Annotated in this window: 20 protein-coding genes; 14 read left to right on the top strand and 6 right to left on the bottom strand. The window is 35.5% G+C overall.

What is annotated here, in order from left to right:
- The first annotated feature begins 201 nt into the window (after positions 1 to 201).
- Positions 202 to 483, top strand: a complete 282-nt coding sequence (locus LXH21_RS13455) for a hypothetical protein (protein WP_239866751.1) — start codon at positions 202 to 204, stop codon at positions 481 to 483.
- Positions 484 to 815: 332 nt separating this feature from the next.
- Here the strand turns inward: LXH21_RS13455 and LXH21_RS13450 are convergent, their stop codons facing one another.
- A complete protein-coding gene (locus tag LXH21_RS13450; RefSeq protein WP_239866749.1) occupies positions 816 to 2,348 on the bottom strand; it encodes a SulP family inorganic anion transporter in 1,533 nt (510 codons plus the stop codon).
- A gap of 317 nt (positions 2,349 to 2,665) precedes the next feature.
- Between LXH21_RS13450 and LXH21_RS13445 the strand changes: the two genes are divergently transcribed.
- A complete protein-coding gene (locus tag LXH21_RS13445; RefSeq protein ID WP_239866747.1) occupies positions 2,666 to 3,556 on the top strand; it encodes a DnaJ C-terminal domain-containing protein in 891 nt (296 codons plus the stop codon).
- A 3-nt stretch (positions 3,557 to 3,559) separates the two neighbouring features.
- Entirely contained in the window at positions 3,560 to 3,853 is a 294-nt protein-coding gene (locus LXH21_RS13440; protein WP_239866746.1) for a chaperone modulator CbpM, read from the top strand.
- Between the two features lie 188 nt (positions 3,854 to 4,041).
- Here the strand turns inward: LXH21_RS13440 and LXH21_RS13435 are convergent, their stop codons facing one another.
- A complete protein-coding gene (locus LXH21_RS13435; RefSeq protein ID WP_239866744.1) occupies positions 4,042 to 6,123 on the bottom strand; it encodes a site-specific recombinase in 2,082 nt (693 codons plus the stop codon).
- 189 nt (positions 6,124 to 6,312) lie between these two features.
- On the opposite strand from LXH21_RS13435, the gene LXH21_RS13430 reads away from it, so the two are divergent.
- On the top strand, positions 6,313 to 7,542 hold the full coding sequence (locus LXH21_RS13430) for a cation:proton antiporter (protein ID WP_239866742.1): 1,230 nt from the start codon (positions 6,313 to 6,315) through the stop codon (positions 7,540 to 7,542).
- 123 nt (positions 7,543 to 7,665) lie between these two features.
- On the opposite strand, the gene LXH21_RS13425 is transcribed toward LXH21_RS13430, so the two are convergent.
- The gene (locus LXH21_RS13425) at positions 7,666 to 8,790 is read right to left on the bottom strand and encodes a cysteine desulfurase family protein (protein ID WP_239866740.1); all 1,125 of its coding nucleotides are present in this window, start codon (positions 8,788 to 8,790) and stop codon (positions 7,666 to 7,668) included.
- Between the two features lie 87 nt (positions 8,791 to 8,877).
- On the opposite strand from LXH21_RS13425, the gene LXH21_RS13420 reads away from it, so the two are divergent.
- Positions 8,878 to 9,840 carry a hypothetical protein gene (locus LXH21_RS13420; RefSeq protein ID WP_239866738.1) on the top strand — a complete coding sequence of 321 codons (963 nt, stop codon included), beginning with the start codon at positions 8,878 to 8,880 and terminating at the stop codon, positions 9,838 to 9,840.
- An 87-nt stretch (positions 9,841 to 9,927) separates the two neighbouring features.
- Here the strand turns inward: LXH21_RS13420 and LXH21_RS13415 are convergent, their stop codons facing one another.
- Together LXH21_RS13415 and LXH21_RS13410 are read right to left on the bottom strand one after the other, a co-directional pair.
- Positions 9,928 to 10,479: a Smr/MutS family protein gene (locus LXH21_RS13415; protein WP_239866736.1), complete on the bottom strand. Its 552-nt coding sequence runs from the start codon at positions 10,477 to 10,479 to the stop codon at positions 9,928 to 9,930.
- On the bottom strand, positions 10,469 to 10,654 hold the full coding sequence (locus LXH21_RS13410; RefSeq protein ID WP_239866735.1) for a hypothetical protein: 186 nt from the start codon (positions 10,652 to 10,654) through the stop codon (positions 10,469 to 10,471). The genes LXH21_RS13415 and LXH21_RS13410 overlap by 11 nt, the downstream gene beginning before the upstream one ends.
- 435 nt (positions 10,655 to 11,089) lie before the next feature.
- Here LXH21_RS13410 and LXH21_RS13405 point away from each other — a divergent pair, with 435 nt between their 5' ends.
- From LXH21_RS13405 to LXH21_RS13395, 3 genes are all read left to right on the top strand, one after another.
- Entirely contained in the window at positions 11,090 to 11,881 is a 792-nt protein-coding gene (locus LXH21_RS13405) for a serine O-acetyltransferase (protein ID WP_239866733.1), read from the top strand.
- 170 nt (positions 11,882 to 12,051) lie between these two features.
- Positions 12,052 to 12,939 carry a cysteine synthase CysM gene (gene cysM / locus LXH21_RS13400; RefSeq protein ID WP_239866731.1) on the top strand — a complete coding sequence of 296 codons (888 nt, stop codon included), beginning with the start codon at positions 12,052 to 12,054 and terminating at the stop codon, positions 12,937 to 12,939.
- 3 nt (positions 12,940 to 12,942) lie between these two features.
- Positions 12,943 to 13,581 (top strand): GDSL-type esterase/lipase family protein, encoded by a 639-nt coding sequence (locus tag LXH21_RS13395; RefSeq protein ID WP_239866729.1) that lies wholly within the window; start codon positions 12,943 to 12,945, stop codon positions 13,579 to 13,581.
- Positions 13,582 to 13,702: 121 nt separating this feature from the next.
- Here the strand turns inward: LXH21_RS13395 and LXH21_RS13390 are convergent, their stop codons facing one another.
- Positions 13,703 to 14,131: an FKBP-type peptidyl-prolyl cis-trans isomerase gene (locus LXH21_RS13390; RefSeq protein ID WP_239866726.1), complete on the bottom strand. Its 429-nt coding sequence runs from the start codon at positions 14,129 to 14,131 to the stop codon at positions 13,703 to 13,705.
- Positions 14,132 to 14,558: 427 nt separating this feature from the next.
- Between LXH21_RS13390 and LXH21_RS13385 the strand changes: the two genes are divergently transcribed.
- The 6 genes from LXH21_RS13385 (at position 14,559) to LXH21_RS13360 (ending at position 21,135) form a co-directional block, all read left to right on the top strand.
- Positions 14,559 to 15,971 (top strand): FAD-dependent oxidoreductase, encoded by a 1,413-nt coding sequence (locus LXH21_RS13385; protein ID WP_239866724.1) that lies wholly within the window; start codon positions 14,559 to 14,561, stop codon positions 15,969 to 15,971.
- Positions 15,972 to 16,163: 192 nt separating this feature from the next.
- Entirely contained in the window at positions 16,164 to 16,907 is a 744-nt protein-coding gene (locus LXH21_RS13380) for a hypothetical protein (protein ID WP_239866722.1), read from the top strand.
- A 186-nt stretch (positions 16,908 to 17,093) separates the two neighbouring features.
- Positions 17,094 to 17,486, top strand: coding sequence for an ACT domain-containing protein (locus LXH21_RS13375; RefSeq protein WP_239866720.1), 393 nt, complete (start codon positions 17,094 to 17,096; stop codon positions 17,484 to 17,486).
- Between the two features lie 207 nt (positions 17,487 to 17,693).
- Positions 17,694 to 18,917, top strand: coding sequence for a tRNA modification GTPase (locus LXH21_RS13370; protein WP_239866718.1), 1,224 nt, complete (start codon positions 17,694 to 17,696; stop codon positions 18,915 to 18,917).
- 296 nt (positions 18,918 to 19,213) lie between these two features.
- Positions 19,214 to 20,533, top strand: coding sequence for a YHYH protein (locus LXH21_RS13365; RefSeq protein ID WP_239866716.1), 1,320 nt, complete (start codon positions 19,214 to 19,216; stop codon positions 20,531 to 20,533).
- Positions 20,533 to 21,135 (top strand): YbhB/YbcL family Raf kinase inhibitor-like protein, encoded by a 603-nt coding sequence (locus tag LXH21_RS13360; protein ID WP_239866714.1) that lies wholly within the window; start codon positions 20,533 to 20,535, stop codon positions 21,133 to 21,135. Before LXH21_RS13365 ends, LXH21_RS13360 begins: the two co-directional genes overlap by 1 nt.
- Positions 21,136 to 21,137 lie beyond the last annotated feature (2 nt).

Genomic DNA, 21,137 nt, shown 5'->3' with positions numbered 1-21,137 from the left:
CGGCACAGATGAGATAATGTATAGCCAGACCCGAAGTTGTGAGGAGGAACAACTAAGCAAACTGAAGGGACGTTCCTAAATAAACCACAATTTTCCAAATAAAGAAATCTTTCAGGACAACTCTATCCACAATCAAAAACTATAACTTCAATATCTCTTTTAAATCATTAAATTTGCTTTTTTCAATCCAAAAACTAAAACATGCTCGACAAGGAAGTAATCAAGTCTCATATAAAAAAGAACATTCGACTATTTAACCCATTGGACTTTTGTAATAATGGAGGCTGGGCTACTTTTGACGAGCTAGAAATAGTTGTTATAAGTGATGTTGAAAATGCACAAGGAAATCAAGTAAAAGTATCCATATTGTATAGTTGTGAATATCCTGCATCTTGTTCTTGTTTCGAAGGAAATTCAAAACCAGATTCCTTAAACAAAGAAATATTTATCAGCAAGGATGGAACTTTCGAAGTCTTGACATAAAATACAACCCGCTGATCTAAACGAATAATCCAAAAACCGTTGCTGTATTACCGAAATGATATCAACTTCCTTTGTCATTATAGCATAAAAAGTCTTTTCTAATCTTAGCATATTATCATCAAACTACTGAGTAGTCTCGTGAAGCGCACGAGGGATAGAAACGGCATCCTTTTGTACAGTCCCGCCTTTTCGGGACTGTACAAAAGATATAGTGTATAGCCCAGCCCGAAGTTGCGAGAAGGAACGACAAAGCAAACTGAAGGAACGTGCCCCAATAAAAAACCACCATTTTCTAATTAAAGAAATGGTGGTTATTGGTTATATTAAATTTTCTAGTCGATTGCTACTTTATAATTCGGATCCTCTAGAATGTTGACATCAATGATTCCTTCCGCGTTTTGCAATAGCTGACGACAATCAGGACTTAAATGACGCAAATGCAACTTTTTACCCTCTTTAGCATAACGCTCTGTAATTTTATTCACTGCATCAATCGCACTCATGTCGGCAATTTTGCTTTCTTTAAAATCTATAACTACCTCGTTAGGATCATTAAAAACATCAAACTTCTCTCCAAAAGCGGTAGTTGACGCAAAGAAAAGCGGTCCGTAGATTTCGTAATGCTTCACTCCTTGATCATCAACATATTTCTTAGCACGGATGCGTTTGGCACTTTCCCAAGCAAAAACAAGAGCCGAAATAATTACTCCGATCAAAACTGCTAGCGCCAAATTGTGCAGCATAATTGTTATCACAGCCACTAGCACTCCCACAAAAATATCTTGTTTTGGCATTTTGTTGATTATTCGAAAACTAATCCACTCAAAAGTTCCTATTGCCACCATGATCATCACCCCTACTAGCGCTGCCATTGGCAATAGCTCGATCACAGGCGCTCCTACCAATACAATTATCAAGATGGTCAATGCCGCTACAATTCCAGACAGTCGCGCTCTTGATCCTGCAGATAAGTTCACCAAAGTTTGTGCGATCATAGGACAACCACCCATACCAAAGAAGAAACCGTTTAATAAATTGGCACCACCTTGCGCGATACACTCTCTGTTTCCGCTTCCTTTTGTCCCTGTAATTTCGTCAACAAGATTCAAAGTCAACAATCCTTCGGTCAAACCTACCGATCCCATGATTAAGGCATACGGAGCAATCACTTGTAAAGTAGCCCAACTCCATTCGATATTCGGAATATGAAAAGGAGGTAAACCACCGCTTACAGACGCGATATCAGCTACTGTTTTAGTTTCGATTCCAAAACCTAAAACGATTCCAAACACTACTACAATCGCGACAAGCGAGGCCGGAATAGCTTTTGTAAATCGGGGCAATATCAATACAATTCCCACTGTCAAGGCCACTAATCCCGCCATGACATATAAAGGAGTACCAGAAAGCCACTCGGTTTGGCCATTGACCACGGTTTTGAACTGCTCTAATTGTGACATAAATATAATGACCGCCAAACCGTTTACGAATCCGTACATTACGGGTTGTGGTACTAAGCGAATAAATTTTCCGAGTTTAAAAAGTCCAACGAATATTTGAAAGACTCCCGCGAGCGCAACGGCTGCGAAGACATATTCTAGTCCGTGAGACTTCATCAAAGCGATCAAAACAATCACTGTAGCTCCTGCTCCACCCGAAACCAATCCTGGACGTCCACCAAAAATAGCGGTTACGATTCCCATGATAAAAGCAGCATACAACCCCATCAATGGAGGAAATCCTGCTAAAATTGCAAAGGATAAGGATTCTGGAATCATGGTCATTGCAACGGTTAAGCCTGCTAAAATTTCTGTTCTGTAATCTACTTTTTGGCTAAAGTCGAAAAGGTTAAAATACTGTTTCATTTTTTATTTTAAATTGAAAATCGTCCTAAAGAGACGTTTTATAAAGTGGCGCAAAGGTACTTTTTTTTAATTAAGATTAAAAGACAAAGATAAATTCAAACTCAATTCGCACATTAACAATGACTTAAGTTTATTTATAGATTACTTGTACCCAATACCATGACCTCCGACAAATAATATTTTTTACAGTCGTTTAACCAGTGATTTTTCCTTAAATTTGAAAGAGCGATGAGAGTTGACACCTACTACAAACAATTGCAATTCTCACCTACTAAAGCATGCTACAATCCTTTTTTTTAACTAAAAATAAATAGATTATGCCTTTTATAGATTACTACAAAGTCTTACAAATTGATAAAAAAGCTACCGAAGCTGAGATCAAAAAAGCGTATCGAAAAATGGCTCGTAAGTACCATCCGGATTTGAATCCTAACGATAAGGTAGCCGAACAAAAATTTAAGGAACTCAATGAAGCCAACGAGGTGTTGAGCAATCCTGAAAATCGTAAAAAATACGATCAGCACGGTGAAAATTGGGAACATGCTGACGAAATCAACAAACAGCAATCGCAGCAGAAGCAATACAGTAATGCAGGTGGCGGCTTTGGCAATGCGCAATCAGGCGGTCAAGATTATTCAGATTTTTTTGAATCTGTGTTTGGTGGTGGCGGTTCTGCTAGACAAGGTGGCGGTCAAAGATCTTATAAAGGACAAGATTACAATGCCGAATTGCAGCTAGATTTAAAAGATGTCTTTGAAGACAATAAAAGGACACTGACCGTAAACGGCAAAAACATTCGACTCACCATTCCTGCTGGTGTTGAAAACGGTCAAATCATTAAAATTCCCGGTCATGGGTCGGAAGGACAGAATGGCGGCCCAAAAGGAGATTTATACATTACATTTTCTATAAATAATGATGCCCAGTTCAAACGCGATAAAGAAAATTTGTATACTACGGTAGATCTAGATTTATATACCGCTGTATTGGGTGGCGATATCACCATTCCCACTTTTGACGGTAAGGTAAAACTAAAAGTTGCGCCAGGTACACAAAACGGAACACAGGTCAAACTGAAAGGAAAAGGTTTTCCTGTTTACAAAAAAGAAGGTCAGTTTGGTAACTTATACGTAAGCTACAATATTGCTATTCCGACTGATTTGACAGAAAAGCAAACAGAATTATTTACAGAACTCTCTAAACTATAAGATATGAGTACCGAAAATTTTATTCCACTTGATACCCTTTGCATTCACTATAAAGTTAATTTGTCTTTCTTTTATAATCTGAGCGACAGTGGCTTGATTGATATAGAAGAGATTGCAGAAATGAGTTACATTCATCAGGATTCACTACACGAAATCGAAAAAATCATACGAATGCATCAAGAATTAGACGTCAATATTGAGGGAATTGATGTTGTTTTGAACTTGCTTAAAAAAATAGACGCCCTAAAGACTGAATTGCATACAGTGCGAAATCGCCTTAGGCTCTATGAAAATTAATATCCTAAAATTAATTACTTCGCCCTAAGTTAATTTAACTAACTTAAATAAAATAAAAAGGATAAATCGCAAGCTATATAACTTCTAGCTTGCGATCTATTCTTTTTTAATTATATATTGCTTCTAAGGTGATATAAATTACCAAATTCATCATTTTACGTAATTAGCACTATTGCTTTTTCCGGGGATTATTTTTTCTCCTCTACCTTTAAGAAGCCTTGTACTACTTCTGATTTTGTTTGTTCTTCTATTGGAAAGAAAAAGCTCAGTGGCGAAAATTTAAAGTGATTGAGTACCGATGCCGTTATAAATCGTAATTCAAAGATGGAGATAGCTCTAGAGCGGAAAGCCAGTCCTAATGAAAGACTGAAACTTACCATAAAATTGACCAATCCAATGATTCCGATACCTAGTATACCCCAAATCAACATCGAGTCGGTTACTTGATAGTTGGCGCCGTACAATGCCAAAGCTAAATTTCCACTGGCGAAAGTAATGTGTCTAACATCTAAGTTCAACCATAAAAACAAACCTATAGAACCCGTACTCCCCATAAAGATTCCGAACCAAAAATTAGAAATAATACCTGCCCATTTGTGCTCGTACCACTGTGCTAGCTTCAAGGTACGTTGCTTTCCTAGTCGCTTTTTAAGTAAAGGGTGTTCTGTAATTCGAAAATATACTTGATGGTGTTTGTCTCTATTACTAATACTTCCCGAAATAATTCCGGATAAAAACAAAAATAGCCCTGCAATTGCAGCATGTAGAATAGCCAAAGAATCAACTGGACTTAAATCTGTAATTAATGTTTTCCATTTTTGTGCCGCAATATTGTAATCGAAAGCGTAATCTATCAACCAGATTCCTAGTAATGAAACCGGAAAAGCCATGATAACATTCCCGACAAAGGCTATAAATTGTGAACGGAATACACGGGCAAAAAGAATAGCAAATGCACTGTACTTCTCTGTTTTCTTACCCTTTTTAACTATTCCCGCTTCAAGTGCTTTTATGAGTGCAGAGGCAGTCATAGCGGGCTGTTTTGTGGCCAGAGTAAATCCCATGATATAAATAGCTATAAACCCAAAAGAATAATTCATACTATAAAGGAAGGCATGACCAAAGATACTTGTATCTACTTTTGACAATAACACTTTGATAATACACAAGATACCTACAATAAATCCTCCACCTAAGGCATTCTTGAACATTTTAAAATATTCTGTTCTCGTCTCGGTTATGTATTTTTCACCCGTTTTGGCTGCATGCTGTGTTATCTCGTAAGATATCAGTTGGGTACTTTCAGAAATAAACTTTCGAATATTATTTTTGAAGCAGTTGATTTTGATTAATTTCAACGAGAGTGCTATCGCATTGTTCTTCTTATCTGCTTCATTATCAACTATAAATAAGGAAATGATAAACTTAATACGCGCTAACTGCTGCCTGATTTTTAATAAATTTTGATTCACGCGCAGTGAAATTCCATATTTCGAACTGTTGTGAAAAGCCTTATCTATAAAACCTTCACAGTGTTTCAGTAGCACAAGCAATTGTGCGTAGGACTGATTGTCGGATGGAAAATAATGCTTGTCCGATTTTATAATCTCACCTCCTATTTGCAATAATTCATTTTCGAAGGCAGAAAACGGACTTTCAAAATCGTCATATTCGGGAACCATTTTGATAACTTCTGTTTCCAATGCTCTTCCACTAATACGTTGTGATATAAGGAAAGCAGCTACCGACAACTCTGAGAATACTGACTTGGACTCAATATTATCATAAATTGATTCGAATTCTAACAAGTCACACAACTCTTCAAGTTGCTCAGTCGGGATTTTGTCTACCCATATAAAATCATTAGACAAGTAGAATACTTGATTCAACACAAATTCAAGGGTATGCTTTTGTGGTTGATTAGGCAATACCTTAGCAATCAGCCTCTTTTTTACTTCAAATATAAAATCGACATCTTGCAAAATTCCTGCATCGGCAAGAATTTTATTAAATTTCCTGTCTTTTAAAATTGCTTTTATGTAGATTGAAAATTGTTGACGACAATAATCGTTTGCTTTTAAAAAAGAAATGATGTCCCGCAAATCAACGGTTAAAACTTTTTTGGGCTGCGATGGTCGAACCAGTCGTATAAGTTCTACTAGTGGTTCTAAATTATCTTCTAGATTTCTCCAAGATTCATTCTCACCAAAAGATTCATTTAATAGTGCAATTATCTGTGCTTCGCGTTTCGCTTTCAGTGATGTTCTCATAAATTATTACAATGTTTGCAAAAATTCGTATTCTATAATCTAGGTCTTTAAAAAAGTATAAAATTAGGTAACTTTTTACATTATAAAATGCACAAATAAAAACTAAAATTATTTTTTTTTATGTTATGACATCCTAAAATGCTATCTTACATCCACCTTTTAGGAGGTTTTTTAACCTAACGATTTCATATGACCATCATTATATCGCTTTGCATACTATTATTAATTGCCTATTTATTTGATTTAACCGCCAGTTTCACCAAAATACCATCAGTAATTTTACTTTTGTTGCTGGGCTGGATCGTTAAAGAAGTAACTGTTTTTTTTGATATCCCTATACCCGATCTGAGCTCTACTTTGCCGATTCTAGGTACTATAGGTTTAATATTAATTGTACTTGAAGGCGCATTAGAACTAGAACTCAACAGATCGAAGATCGGACTCATCAAAAAGTCGGTGCTCGGTGCATTGCTGCCTTTACTTGTCATGGCATTCGCTCTGGCATACGCCTTTCATTATTATGGAGGCTATGATTTTAAAACCTGTTTGACCAATGCGATTCCGTTTTGCGTAATCAGTAGTGCAATTGCGATACCTAGTGTGCGCAATTTGACCTCAGACCAAAAGGAATTCACCATTTATGAAAGCAGTATGTCTGATATTTTTGGAGTAATTTTCTTCAATTTTATTGTATATAATGTTGATTTTGGACTCGAAACATTTGGTTATTTCTCTCTAGAAATTTTGATAATTGTCATCATTTCTATCATTGCAACATTCTTACTTTCATTTTTATTAAACAAAATTGACCACCATATTAAATTTGTACCTATCATTTTATTGGTTATTTTAATTTACGAAATATCTAAAATTTTCCACCTACCCGCTTTAATTTTCATCTTGGTATTTGGTCTTGCTATTGGTAATCTAGATGAAATCACCCATCTAAAATGGACAAAAAGCTTCCGCTTAGACCTTTTAAATAAGGAAGTTGCAAAATTTAAAGAACTTACTGTTGAGGCCACATTTGTTATTAGAGCTTTATTCTTTCTGCTGTTTGGTTACTTAATCAAAACGTCCGAAATTGTTAATTCTGATACTATTCTGTGGGCACTAGCTATTGTTGCCGCTATATTTTTGCTGCGTTTTGTACAACTGCTGGCATCGAGAATGCCTATTTTCCCGCTTTTGTTTGTTGCTCCACGAGGTTTAATAACCATATTATTATTCCTTTCTATCGCTCCAGATAGCGTATTGCCGTTTGTAAACAAGTCTCTAATTATACAAGTAATCCTTTTGACTGCTATCATTATGATGATTGGTTTGATGGGAACAGCGAAGCACCGAGAAATTATTATCAAGGAAAAGCTAAAAGCAAAACGTAACAATCCAGATATTGATGTAACAGAAGAATTCTAAATATTAGAATTGCAAAATTATACAAAAGGAGCTTTAATCATTACTAGATTAAAGCTCCTTTTCTTTGTAAATCAAACCGTTACAACTAATTTTCATTACAAAATCACAGAAAACACCAAATATTTAAAGACTCTTTAACCCATCAATAAGTCCGTCAATATCTTCTATGGTATTGTAATGACTTAGTGAAATGCGAAGATTTGGCTTCTTTAGATCATCATCCGACAGCATCTCTGCGAGTACGTGCGAAGGACGTATGCTACCACTCTGGCAAGCACTTCCGCGCGAAACAGCAATACCTTTCATATCCAAATGAAACAATATCATCGCCGTTTTATCTTTCGAAAATGGTAATAAAACATTTAATATGGTAGCTATACCGACAGTTCCTCCATTAAATGTAGCATCAGGAAACGTAGTTGTAAGTTGTGCTATCAAATAGCATTTTAATGCTGCAATTTGAAGCATTTCTGCCTCTTGGTTGTCTATTGACATTGTAAGAGCTTTGGCCATACCAGCAATTTGATGCACTGGTTCTGTACCTGCACGCAGTCCTTTTTCTTGCTCTCCCCCATAAATTAAAGGCTGCAAACCTGAATTCTTTTTTACAAAAGCAAAACCAATTCCTTTGGGACCGTGAAACTTATGAGCTGAAGCAACTAGAAAATCAATCGAAATAGATTGTAGATCAATTTTGATTTTTCCTATAGATTGAACGGTATCTGAATGGAATAAAACGCCATATTCTCTACACAACATCCCTACACGCTCTAGATCCAGAATTACACCTGTCTCATTATTTACATGCATTAAACTAACTAATGTTTTGCCTTCTCCAGACAGCAGCTCTACTAAATGTGTAAGATCAATTGTACCATCTAGCTTAGTCTTAACATACTCCACCTCAATTGCAAATTCTCTTTTCAATTGTTGAATTACGTGCAGTACAGCATGATGCTCCATCCTACTAGTGATTATTCTCGTCACTTTTATATCGGTTACAGCTGCTCTCAAAATCCAATTATTAGCTTCTGTAGCTGATGATGTAAAAATAATTTCGGCTGCAGTAGCATTGATACTCTTTGCAATTGCTTTTCTAGAAAGCTCCAAAATACTTTTACTATGGCGACCCAAGCTGTGCGTAGAGGATGGATTACCATAATCTTCTAGCATAATTTTGGTCATTTCTTGTACAACTTCTGGACGAATAGAAGTAGTAGAGGCGTTATCGAGGTATATTTTTTTCATTACTGCAAAGTTATGAAATATCAATTGTGATTTCATCCCTATCTTTTGCCATTTTTTTCGCTATTTTTGTACCAAATTATAAACATAATGAAACGAATTACCAGCCTTTTGGCCATTATACTACTTATGACTAGCTGTAACGATGGAGACTTAGTTCAAGAAACTATTGATTTTGAAGATTATGACACCTACAGCTGCTCTGAGAACGATATTATCTACAAATTGAATGATAAAGAAGCTTTACTACTTGAAGTAGATTCTATTTATTTTGCAAACGATCCTACAGTTGATGGATCCCCAACAACGCTAGATATTAGCACGACTGACAATCGATTGGTTTACCGCTTTTACAATGGTACAGCAACAGCAGACAACATTTGCGAGACCATTCAGCCAGCAACTCCCACTATTCTGGACCAATGGTATGCGACTTCAGGTACAATCGAAATCATTACTACATCTAAAAAAGAAGCAGGTGAACTTACAAATAGTACCGTAATCACGGGTTACAACCACCTTATCAATTTTAAAAATGTTGTATTTTCTACTAGCAATGGCGAGTTAAAATACAGTACGCTTGCTTTTGGATCTTATGTGACAACCGCTACGACTTTACCTTTTAACTTTGAAAAAATCTTGACGCAGTGTAGTAGCTCAAATGTGATTTACGACTACAAAAGTTATGAGGCTATCATGCTTGATATCGACCCTGCATTGATTGTAAATGAAGTAACTACCGCTGGCTCACCTAGATCTGGACTTATAGGAACGACCACAAATAAATTGACTTATCGCTACTTTAAAGGCCTCTTAAGCGCTTCGTACTTCTGCAATACACAGACGCCAACAAGTCCTGTTTTAAGTGAAGAGTGGTCTGGAGTAGCAGGTGTAAGTGGTACTAGTGGAATCATCGAAGTGACTACAACTACCAACGGAACGAATGCTTTTGTACATACAATAACGCTTAAAAAAGCGACTTTAAAGAAAAGTAATAGCAGTTTTATTCTGGGAGATTCGTATGTTTTAGGAACACTTACAACGACCAAATAAACAACTTTTCAGTAGGTCAAATCAATAACAAAAGAGGCTCATTTTCCATTGAAAATGAGCCTCTTTTTTTGCTACAAAAACACGGTTTTAATTCTTACTTTGGCGAATGTAAACTTCGGTTGCACCCTGCCCGTATTTTTGATAATTGGCCTCTTGGAAATCGATATTATCATAACGGCCTAACAAAAAATCAAGCTCCGATTTCAACACGCCTTCACCCACACCATGAATAAAAACAATCTTTGGAATTCGGTTTTTTATAGCGAACTCGATATGTCTTTGAGCCGTTTCCGCCTGTATCGTTAGTATATCATAGTTTGACATTCCGCGGCTGCTTTTTACCAACTTCTCAATGTGCAAATCAAATTCCGGAGCCGGTTGTTCATTCCGATTTTTGCGTTCTTTGACAAATGAGCGTGGTTTTGGAATCTCTTTTTCCTTTTGAACGGCACCTATATTAATCCTTTTAATAGAATCATCTAAACTACTGGAATCGTTTATTTTAATCAACTCGTTGACGGAAAATGTCATCACAAATCCATCTGTAGTTTCGATCTCAACTTGCGTATTTTTGACTGCTAAAACGATTCCGTCGATTGCATCATCTAGTACTGAAACCTTATCTCCTTTATTGAACATCTTCTTCTTCTTTATTTTGATTTTTACTTGGCGTTTTGGCACTAAGTCGCATCATGCTAAACATAAATACAATAACAGCGCCTACTTTTAAATAGATGATTTCATCACCACTCCCCTTACCTAACAGCAAAACTAAAACAGCTAAAACCATTAGTACAATTTGAATAATTTTCATTTAATTTTGATCAGATTTCAAAAATAGTGAATTAAAACTAAACCATTTATTTTAACAGTTATTAGTTCTATTTTATTCGAAAAAAAAGAAGCTGATTTTAATGCTTTTTTACGCCAGAAAAAAGGATTTGTTTTATCAGTTTAAAAACTGGATTTTAATGTCCTTATTTTCGATAAAAAAAAGACAAAAGATGCAGTCACTTTTATCGAATGCAATAGGAGTTTGCATTTGTTAAATCTTATTTTAATTCTAACAGTTTATCGAAAATAGTTCGATATATTTGTAAAGCATAATTTTAAGGAAAGTCAAAAAATGCTATTACTTCATTCTACTAGTTCAAGTTCCTTTCGGCAACACATCTTTTTGTATTGTTGCTCTTGTTGCTAAAATTCATCCTTTCTTATTTTTATCACTTAACCTTTCAAATTTATAATCATGACAAAAGATCTGATTATCCAAAAAATCATTGCGCTAAAAAGTCACCTCGATATCAACTATGGTATTAAAACTTTGACAGAAACTTTTACAGAAAAATTGTTCTATACTTTATTTGACTCCAATGCAGAGTTAGATGATAGTATTGATGAACTTGAACAACTATTCAAAACAATTGCTACCATCGCCTGTAAAAAACCAGATAACCTTTGCTGTACTCTTTGGGAAAAATTTTCGATACGATTACCACATGTTTTAGAACAGCTCAATCAAGATGCTAATTTTATTCTAGAAAACGATCCTGCATCCAACAGCATAGAAGAAGTATATCTTGGCTACCCTGGTTTTTATGCCATCGCTATTTACCGCCTGAGTCATGAATTGTACATGCTAGATTTACTTTTGTTTTCTAGACTGATGAGTGAGTACGCACACAAGATCACAGGAACCGATATACACGCGGGTGCAAATATCGAATCTCCATTCTTTATTGACCATGCTACCGGAATTGTAATTGGAGAAACAACCGTTATCGAAAAATACGTAAAAATTTACCAAGGGGTAACTCTAGGAGCATTGAGTGTAAGCAAAGACATGAAAGACGCCAAGAGACATCCTACCGTGCAAGAGTATGTTTGTATCTATGCAAACGCTACCATCTTGGGTGGGGAAACTGTTATTGGAAAAAGCAGTATTGTTGGAGGAAATGCTTGGGTGACCAAATCTATTCCGCCAAGATCGATTGTATTAAACACTACCACTACCGAAGTGAAAATTAAAGAAATGAAATAAAAAAGGAAAGAGGTAGGTTTATAATTTTGCACTGTGTTCGTTTTCGTTTTTTAAATAAATCTGTAAAAAATTATCAAATTCTCTAAATTTGATACACTAGACTGATTTGCGATTCGAAATGTATCCGTTGCTACTCTCCTCTTCAAAAACAATATTATAATTACACTATTATGAAATCTCAAAAATTAATTGACTTAATCGGCAACACGCCATTAGTAGAATCAGTCAATTTAGTTAAAAATAAAAACGTAAAGTTACTTTTAAAACTCGAAGGAAATAATCCTGGAGGAAGCGTTAAAGACAGAGCTGCCTATTACATGATCAAAGGCGCTATGGATCGTGGCGAAATTAAAAAAGGAGACAAACTAATCGAAGCCACTAGTGGGAATACTGGTATTGCACTCGCGATGATAGCGCAAATATTGGGAATCGATATTGAACTCGTACTTCCTGAAAACTCAACAAAGGAACGTACCCAAACAATGCGTGCTTACGGTGCTACCGTGATCTTGACTCCTGCAGAAACAGGAATTATAGGATCTCGTGATTATGCCGATCAAAAAGTGGCCGAAGGGGGTTACATCATGCTAAACCAATTTGCAAATGATGATAACTGGAAAGCACACTACAACACAACCGGACCAGAAATTTGGAGAGATACAGAAGGCACAGTTACCCATTTTGTTTCTGCCATGGGAACGACAGGTACGATTATGGGAACTTCTACTTTTTTGAAGGAACAAAATCCAGACATCCAGATTGTAGGAGCGCAGCCAAGTGATGGTTCTCAAATTCCTGGAATTAGAAAATGGCCTCAAGAATATTTACCAAAAATTTTCGATCCGTCCAAAGTGGATCAAACAATAGACGTTTCTGAAGAAGAAGCGCGCGAAATGACCAAACGCCTCGCAACCGAAGAAGGAGTCTTTGCCGGTATGAGTAGCGGAGGATCTGTAGCAGTAGCGGTCAAAATTGCCAATCAATTGGAATCTGGTGTTATCGTAGCCATTATTTGCGACCGTGGAGACCGTTACTTATCATCTGATTTATTTGATTAAGATATGGCCAATCCCTCTATAAATTCCGACTGGGCTTATTTACAAAAATACCAGCAAGAAAATACAGCTCTACCTTCTCCTCTACCTTCCGAAAATAGAATTGTTTTCATAGGAGATTCTATAACCGAATTTTGGAGCAAAGAGCAGCCTGATTTTTTTTCTCGAAAAGAATACATCAACAGAGGTATCAGCGGACAAACGAGTCCGCAGTTGCTTTTGCGTTTTAGAGCCGATGTTATCCAATTAAAACCAAGAGCAGTTGTAATTCTCGCTGGAGGTAATGATATTGCCGGAAACACAGGCAAATCGACCTTAAAAATGATTATGGACAATATTGTTTCCATGGTCGAACTGGCAAAGGCAAACAAAATCGAAGTTTTGCTTTGTTCTGTTTTACCCTCCAACTACTTTTATTGGAACCCAACCGAAAAACCAGCCGAGACTATTATAGCTCTAAATCAACTTATCGAAAGCTACGCAACTGACAATGATATTCTGTTTGTGAATTATTACGACGCTCTAGTAGATGATAAAAAAGGATTGCCTTTGGATTATTCCGAAGATAATGTGCATCCCAATAAAAAAGGATACCTCGTCATGGAACCGATTATTACAAATGCCATCAGCACACTTGCCTTTTAATTTCTTTATTTTGAAAACAGAGAATATTTAGAAAAAGAATACAAACAGAAATAATTGCAACAAAAAAAGCCTGACAGTATACAAATAACTGTCAGGCTTCTTTTTAATATAATTTGGATCCTTATGAAATTTCAACAACTTCAAGGTCAAAAATAAGGTCTTTACCAGCCAATGGGTGATTACCATCAAGTACTACCGATTCTGGTTTTACTTCTATAACCAATAAATTCATTTCTTGTCCTTCTGGAGTTCTAGAAACCAATCCCATTCCCACTTCTGGAGCCATATCTTCAGGTAATTCACTTTTAGGAACCTCGATAATCAAATCTTCGCGAGGATCACCATAAGCATCTTCCTTAGTAATATTTATTGTTTTTTTCTCATTTACTTTCATATCAATAAGGCCTTTTTCAAAACCAGGAATCAAACTTCCTTGTCCCAAAGTAAATGCAATAGGATCTTTACCTTCAGATGTATCAAATACTTGTCCGTCTGCTAGCTTTCCTGTGTAATGTACTTTAACCGTGTTGTTTTCTTTAACTTGAGTCATATTTTTTTCAATTTGTAAAATCTTATTTTTGATTAAAAGATCTTAGTTTAAACTTAATTAGCTTGTTTATTGCAGAAACTACGCCAAAAACCCCATTTTTAAAAGAAGTATTCAAAAAATGGCTGTTTTATTCGAAAATTAAAATCGGCATCCTTCGGCAAGGGTTTCCATCAGTACAACGAGCGCTGCCTGACAGGTTCGGCAAATATGGCAGTCAAAAGAATTTAAAACATCTCAAAATGTAAGGTTTACTATATTGTAACGTCTACTTTAAAAATGACACAAAGTGCAGGAAACAGTTTAAAATGATCAAAGCTTGCTACAGCGATTTTGTACTGCGACAAAACAACTTTGATCTTTTTTTCATAACTTAACAGCTACAATAAATACCCCAAGAACCTTAATCTACAAATTCACAAAGAAAGATATGTCACAAAAAATCAAAATGTACGGTGCAGAATGGTGCCCAGATTGTCGAAGAACTAAAAGCTTTTTTACTCAGAACAATATTGAATTTGAATACATCAATCTCGATATCACTCCCGACGCTTCCAAACTGGTAGAAGAATATAATAAGGGAAAAAGAATTATTCCGACTGTGGTGATCAACGAGGCCGTGCACAGTAACCCACAAAATCATGAGCTTGCAGCTATTTTGGGAATCAACAAACAAGGAACTGTAAAATTATATGGTGCCGATTGGTGCCCCGATTGTCGCCGAGCCAAACGTTTTTTACAAGACAACCAAATCAACTTTGAGTTCATCGATGTAGAAAACACAGAAGGTGCTAGCGACTATGTGATGGAAGTTAATAAAGGCAAGCGAATCATACCAACGATTCTTGTCAATGGCACTCCCTACTCCAACCCTGACAATACAAAATTAACGGAATTACTAGAAATCGATAAAGTGACCGATACCCGCATTTATGATGTACTGATTGTAGGTGGTGGCGCATCGGGCTTGACGACTGCTATCTATGCACAAAGAGATCGTTTTGATAGCATCATTCTCGAAAAGAAAAATATTGGCGGAAATGCTTTTATCACCAAGAAAATAGAAAATTATCCGGGTTTTAAAGTAGTTTCGGGTCCCGATTTGATGGATCGTATGGAAGAGCAAGCCTCGACCTTGGGAGCAAAAATCGAAACGGGTGTCGAAATTGTTAGTATCGAGAGATCGGGTACTTTTTTTAAAGTCCATACCAAATCCGATGAATACAGAGCCAAATCGATAGTGATAAGCACCGGTAGTACGTACCGCACCCTCGGGATTCCGGGAGAGGCAGAATTAATAGGATCGGGTATTCACTACTGCGCCACTTGTGATGGTGCTTTCTACCGAGACAAGGAAGTTATTGTAATTGGGGGCGGAAATAGTGCACTCGAAGAGGGGATGTTTCTTGCTGGCTTTTGTAAAAAAGTGACAATCATACACCGAAGCGAAAAATTCTCTGCGGACGAAATATATACTGAAAAGCTAGATACTTTTAAAAATATTGAAGTCCACCTCAATAAAAAACCAAAAGAATTTATCGCCGATAGCGAAGGCAACTTTGACAAGCTAATCTATACCGATAACGAAACAAATGAAGACGGAGAAGTAAAAGCCGATGGTGTCTTTACCTTTATTGGACTGCTACCCAATACCAAAGTTTTTGAAGGATTTCTAAATCTTTCTAATAGTGGTCACATTTTGACCAAAAACCTTAATCAAACTAGTGTTGAAGGGATTTTTGCCGCTGGTGATTGTCGTTTTGGCGCGATTGCACAAGTTGCTGCCGCCACAGGTGAAGGTGTGGTTGCGAGCTACGGAATTAAAGAATATCTAAAAAAATAAAATTTCGACCATTTTATATTAAACCTCGTTTTCTACAACGAGGTTTTTTTATGTATAGTATCAAACAGAATAATTGATTTGTAAGAATAATTAAATATTTTGTGGTAAATTCACGTTTTCAGAAAATTCAGCTCAAAAAATAATATCAGTAATAAAATGGGAATATTTAACTTTTTTAAAAAGAAAGATTAGTTGCAAGAATCCAATCAAAAAGAGGAAGATAGAACAGCACCTTATCTAGGTGATTTGGATAAAACAAATACACTTTTGCAACTCGTACAAATTCCGCAGGAAGAAAGAGATGAGAACTGGAGTACATCATTTTTATCTAACCTATCAAAGGCCAGTTTTTGTTGTGGTGAACCACAGATAATCACTGGACCAGATGGTTTCCCTTATTTTCAGTTATTTTTACCTGAACCTAACAAAAGCTTTCAATGTTTTGTAATAGAAAATATGAAAGATGATTTTTTACTTGAGTCAGGATTTGGAGTAGTAATAAATCCAACCGACTCGAGCGCAGACTGGGTGCTTTCCCATGGAGATATTTTAAATTTACATTTGAACAATTCATTTTATATTACCGAAAAAACACCGTTTTCTAAAGACACTAATGACGAAACTATCTCTGAAAATGAAGAAGTAATAATTGGACAACCTTCAGAAAAAATATTGCCTCGTACTGCAAGAAAACTTCTAAGAGAATATTTAAAACTGAATGGTGTTGACACTCCAAAAGTTGTATTATTAATGAGACATCAAAAAGATGATAAAAAAGCTTCACAGGATCTAGTATTTAATGTGACACCAAATAATTTTGAAAATGCAGAGCATTATAGGATAGTAATGCAAACTATGGCTTGGTATCTACCGAGGCATTACTCTTTTGTAGGAATGGACGAAAAATCTTTAGGCAATGGATTTGAAGATTTGTAGATATGGTATAACGTTTGAAATGATTAGTATTTCAACAAATGAACTACAATTTTAAAATTAGAATTAAAATTGTAGTACTTATTTAGTACGATTTGTATTTTAGCCCAATTTTATCGTTTATAAATTTTTCGATCTAAATTATTTACCTTAAGCGCTATAACATTAGCTGTAAAAATCAAATCAAATATGAATGGAGAGACACAACTAGAATTACTTTTAAAAACAATGAAGCCAAAGAAAAATGAAGGCGAATTTGTATTTTGCAAAGTTGAGAATTTGGATAATTTAAATTTGTCTGATATTTTAATGTTCTTTAGGGAAGAAGAAAGTATTACCATTATTCTGAAAAAAGAAATTGCAGATCAGTTAAATTTGGAGTATTCGATGATTGCTTCGTGGATTACTTTAACTGTTCATTCCTCTTTGGAAGCCGTTGGACTAACTGCAGCGTTCTCAAAGGCTTTGACCGAAGAAGAAATTAGTTGTAATGTTGTTGCAGGATTTTATCACGATCATATATTTGTAGCTACAAAAGATGCCCAAAGAGCAATGATTGTTCTAAATAAATTCTCTGAATAAGAGAGATGAATTTTAATCGAAATTACAAGGATAGCCGTACTAATTAACTTATAACTTTACCTATATTTGCCGTCATAAAACGCGCTAGTATTAATAAAGCATTTCAACTATTTGCTTGTTAGTAATTATAAAGTGCGTAAAACATTCGATAATTACAATCATTAAAATTGTTGATACTCTATAGTATGCAATATCCCTAAAACGCAAATGAAAACAAAACTACTCTTACTTTTTGCCCTAATTTTGGGTATCAATTGTTACTCACAAATTTCTTTTGATAAAGGTTATTTTATTGATAATAGAGATCAAAAAATAAATTGCTTAATCAAAAATATGGATTGGAAAAACAATCCTACCGAATTTGAATATAAATTGGCGGAGAATAGTGAATCCAAAATTACACTTATCAAATCAATTAAAGAATTCAGTATTGATTCTGTTTCGAAGTACATACGCAGGACTGTAAAAATAGACCGTTCAAGCGATAACATTACCTATCTCAGTGCTGATAAAAATCCTGTATTTCAAGAGGAAGACCTGCTTTTAAAAGTTTTAGTTGAAGGTGAAGCAAACTTATATCAGTATGCTGAAAATAATTTGATTAGATATTTTTACAGTAAAAATGATAGTGGAGTTCAACAATTGATTCATAAGAGGTACAAAAACACTGAGCACAAATTTGGGGAAAATAACGAATTTAGAAAACAACTTTGGATAGAGTTAAATTGCCCTACTTTCAAAACTTCAAAAATTGAAAAGGTTAGTTATAAAAAGAATGATCTGGTTCGGTATTTTATCGATTTCAATGGATGTAATAATAAGGAGTTTACCAGTTTTGAAGTAAAAGAAAAAAAAGATCTTTTTAATTTGACCGTTAGACCTCGTATTAACAGTTCATCGGCAGACGCACAAGTGCAATATGAAGACAAAAGATACGTGGATTTTGGTAATAATACAGGGTTGGGTCTAGGAATTGAGGCCGAATTTATTTTACCTTTTAATAAAAATAAATGGGCAATAACTTTTGAGCCAACTTTGAGGAATTATAAATCTGAAAAAACTATAAACGCGGACTATGTAATCGAAGGAAAATTAACCGCAAAGATTACTTATTCATCTATTGAATTTCCAGTTAGTTTACGTCATTACTTTTTTCTTAACGAGAATTCAAAACTTTTCGTCAACGCTTCTTACATTGTTGAATTAAGTTCCAATTCCTCAATAAAGTATCAGAGACCTGATGGAACTAATTTTACAGACCTAAAAATAAATACAAGAGGTAACATTGGTTTAGGACTGGGTTACAAATACAAGGATCGTTACAGCACGGAGATTCGATTACACACCACTCGTGAACTGTTGGGAGATGAGCGATTATGGTTTTCAGATTACAATTCGATGTCCTTAATATTTGGATATTCATTTTTTTAACAAGCGGCTCTGTAGTAGCTATTCATAAAAATACATACATTTTAACGAAAGAGGCCTCAACGGTCTCTTTTTTTATTGTGAGTTATGCCTAATTTTACTTGGGTCTTTTATAGCAAAAGTCACAACTACTTCCCTCCCATCGAGCAAATATAAAACAGCACAATTAATATTTTGAAAACAATCATAATCAACTAAATCAATTAAAACTCAAAATACTACGCATGAATTGTAAGTACACTGCGTCTATATATATAGTGCTAAAGTAAACGTTAACCATACTTATGAAATTATAAATTATGAAAAAGAGTTTATTACTAATTTTTCTAATCGCAAATTTACTGCGATTGTCTGCTCATACAGTCGGACACGGAACACCACTCAAAGAATGGAACTTTACAACCGATGCACCATCCATTGAAGCTGATTTTTTGAAATCGGACAAAAACAACGTTTGGCTGATCGACCGTAATCACATGATAAAGACCTATCCCATATCTGATTTTAGCAGTGAAGATCAAAAATATATTAAAGATACAACTGCTTTTATTCATTCATTAAATGCTACTCAAACTATAACAGAACCTGCCTTCTCTTATTTAAATTTAGCGCTTATTCTTTTTGGCGGTGTCCTTCTATCATTCTCATTAATCCAATTGTTTAAGCAGAAAAGGATTGTTCACTTGTCGTATGGTTGTATTGGTGCTGCTATCCTTTTGTTTGCTTCCTGCAAGAACAATAATACTAACAAAACAAGCATACTTACTACTGTTCCAGAAAACGATTTGACCTTGATGCGTGCTTTTTTCGAAAAATTTGAAGGCGTTACCACACATTCAGACGATGATTTTTTATACATCTCATCAAATGGCTTGCCTTCGCATGATATGATGGTAGGCATCACCAACTGGCAACAACAAGTTCCTATTAATCAGAACTATACAGGGACTAACAGTTGGGCCATTCCTCTGCATCCCAAAATGGCTGAAAATCCGTTATCTACAAAAACCAATTTGTTAAAAGGTGCCATAGCAGTAGCTGTAAACGGAATTCCGATTTTCAACCCCTTAAATAACCGAGGCGAAGATACCAATGCAATAGGTGAATTAGACCAATGGGGCGGACATTGTGGCCGGGCAGATGATTACCACTACCATTTGCCACCTTTGCATTTGCAGGATCAAGTAGGCAAAGGAAATCCTATTGCGTACGCGATGGATGGTTTTCCTGTATATGGTGAAAAAACCAAACAACTAGACGAATACTTAGGAAAGCTAAATAAAGACGGCTCCTATGAATACCACACCATTAAGGAGTATCCTTATTTTATTGCAAGCATGAGAGGAGAGGTGAAATTAGATCCGAATACACAAGCGCCAGAAAATCAAGTCTCACCACAACCCAGAACACAAGAGTTAAGACCCGCATTGAAGCCACTGCGTGGCGCCAAAATTACTAACTTCACCTCTTTGGGAACAAATGCTTATGAATTAACCTATATTTTAGATTCAAAAAGCTATGTTATCAAATACAATTGGGACAACTCTGATCAATATACTTATGAGTTTATATATCCTAATGGTACTAAAAAAATTGAAAATTACAAACCTAGAAAATAATGAAAACTATAAAATATTTACTTCCGGTTCTACTCCTAACTGTTTTATCATGTAAAGACAGTAGAAGTAATTTGACTAATGTCAATCATGACCATTTCAAAACTGTAAATCCCAGTTTTAAATTAACCAGTAAAGCGATAGAAAATGGCGAATTACTGGACGCTTTTAAATGTGAAGAAAAAGTCGAAGGTGTCGAAAACTCAATACCATTGGCTTGGGAGAATGTTCCTGCAGGTACAAAATCGTTGGCAGTTGTTATGTATCACTATCCCAAAAAAGACGATAAGACCGAAATTAACTCTTATTTGTTACTGTGGAATATTGATCCTACTATTACTGAGATTCCGTATAAAATGGCCAATAATGGTAGTTGGTATATGGGAGCTAACAAGGATGGTAATGCGATTTCTTATACATCGCCATGTTCCCAAGGAAAGGGCAAGCACACTTATACAATTGCTTTGTATGCCTTGGCAGAAGTGCCAGTTGCTTTACCAAAAAGCAGCTCCGTAGAAGTCGATTACAACAAATTTATGAATGCGATTGGAGCAACAAAAATTATTGACAGAACCACATTAACATTTACAGACACTAAAATATAAAA

The sequence above is a fragment of the Flavobacterium algicola genome, from assembly GCF_022399565.1.
Lineage (GTDB): Bacteria > Bacteroidota > Bacteroidia > Flavobacteriales > Flavobacteriaceae > Flavobacterium > Flavobacterium algicola.
This window is presented reverse-complemented; position numbering and strand designations above follow the sequence as displayed.

Coding starts and splice junctions, on each gene's coding strand:
- LXH21_RS13435 (WP_239866744.1), bottom strand. CDS start 6,123: ATGAGAACATCACTGAAAGCGAAACGCGAAGCACAGATAATTGCACTA.
- LXH21_RS13430 (WP_239866742.1), top strand. CDS start 6,313: ATGACCATCATTATATCGCTTTGCATACTATTATTAATTGCCTATTTA.
- LXH21_RS13440 (WP_239866746.1), top strand. CDS start 3,560: ATGAGTACCGAAAATTTTATTCCACTTGATACCCTTTGCATTCACTAT.
- LXH21_RS13360 (WP_239866714.1), top strand. CDS start 20,533: ATGAAAACTATAAAATATTTACTTCCGGTTCTACTCCTAACTGTTTTA.
- LXH21_RS13410 (WP_239866735.1), bottom strand. CDS start 10,654: ATGAAAATTATTCAAATTGTACTAATGGTTTTAGCTGTTTTAGTTTTG.
- cysM (WP_239866731.1), top strand. CDS start 12,052: ATGAAATCTCAAAAATTAATTGACTTAATCGGCAACACGCCATTAGTA.
- LXH21_RS13390 (WP_239866726.1), bottom strand. CDS start 14,131: ATGACTCAAGTTAAAGAAAACAACACGGTTAAAGTACATTACACAGGA.
- LXH21_RS13420 (WP_239866738.1), top strand. CDS start 8,878: ATGAAACGAATTACCAGCCTTTTGGCCATTATACTACTTATGACTAGC.
- LXH21_RS13385 (WP_239866724.1), top strand. CDS start 14,559: ATGTCACAAAAAATCAAAATGTACGGTGCAGAATGGTGCCCAGATTGT.
- LXH21_RS13455 (WP_239866751.1), top strand. CDS start 202: ATGCTCGACAAGGAAGTAATCAAGTCTCATATAAAAAAGAACATTCGA.
- LXH21_RS13425 (WP_239866740.1), bottom strand. CDS start 8,790: ATGAAAAAAATATACCTCGATAACGCCTCTACTACTTCTATTCGTCCA.
- LXH21_RS13375 (WP_239866720.1), top strand. CDS start 17,094: ATGAATGGAGAGACACAACTAGAATTACTTTTAAAAACAATGAAGCCA.
- LXH21_RS13365 (WP_239866716.1), top strand. CDS start 19,214: ATGAAAAAGAGTTTATTACTAATTTTTCTAATCGCAAATTTACTGCGA.
- LXH21_RS13370 (WP_239866718.1), top strand. CDS start 17,694: ATGAAAACAAAACTACTCTTACTTTTTGCCCTAATTTTGGGTATCAAT.
- LXH21_RS13415 (WP_239866736.1), bottom strand. CDS start 10,479: ATGTTCAATAAAGGAGATAAGGTTTCAGTACTAGATGATGCAATCGAC.
- LXH21_RS13450 (WP_239866749.1), bottom strand. CDS start 2,348: ATGAAACAGTATTTTAACCTTTTCGACTTTAGCCAAAAAGTAGATTAC.
- LXH21_RS13395 (WP_239866729.1), top strand. CDS start 12,943: ATGGCCAATCCCTCTATAAATTCCGACTGGGCTTATTTACAAAAATAC.
- LXH21_RS13445 (WP_239866747.1), top strand. CDS start 2,666: ATGCCTTTTATAGATTACTACAAAGTCTTACAAATTGATAAAAAAGCT.
- LXH21_RS13405 (WP_239866733.1), top strand. CDS start 11,090: ATGACAAAAGATCTGATTATCCAAAAAATCATTGCGCTAAAAAGTCAC.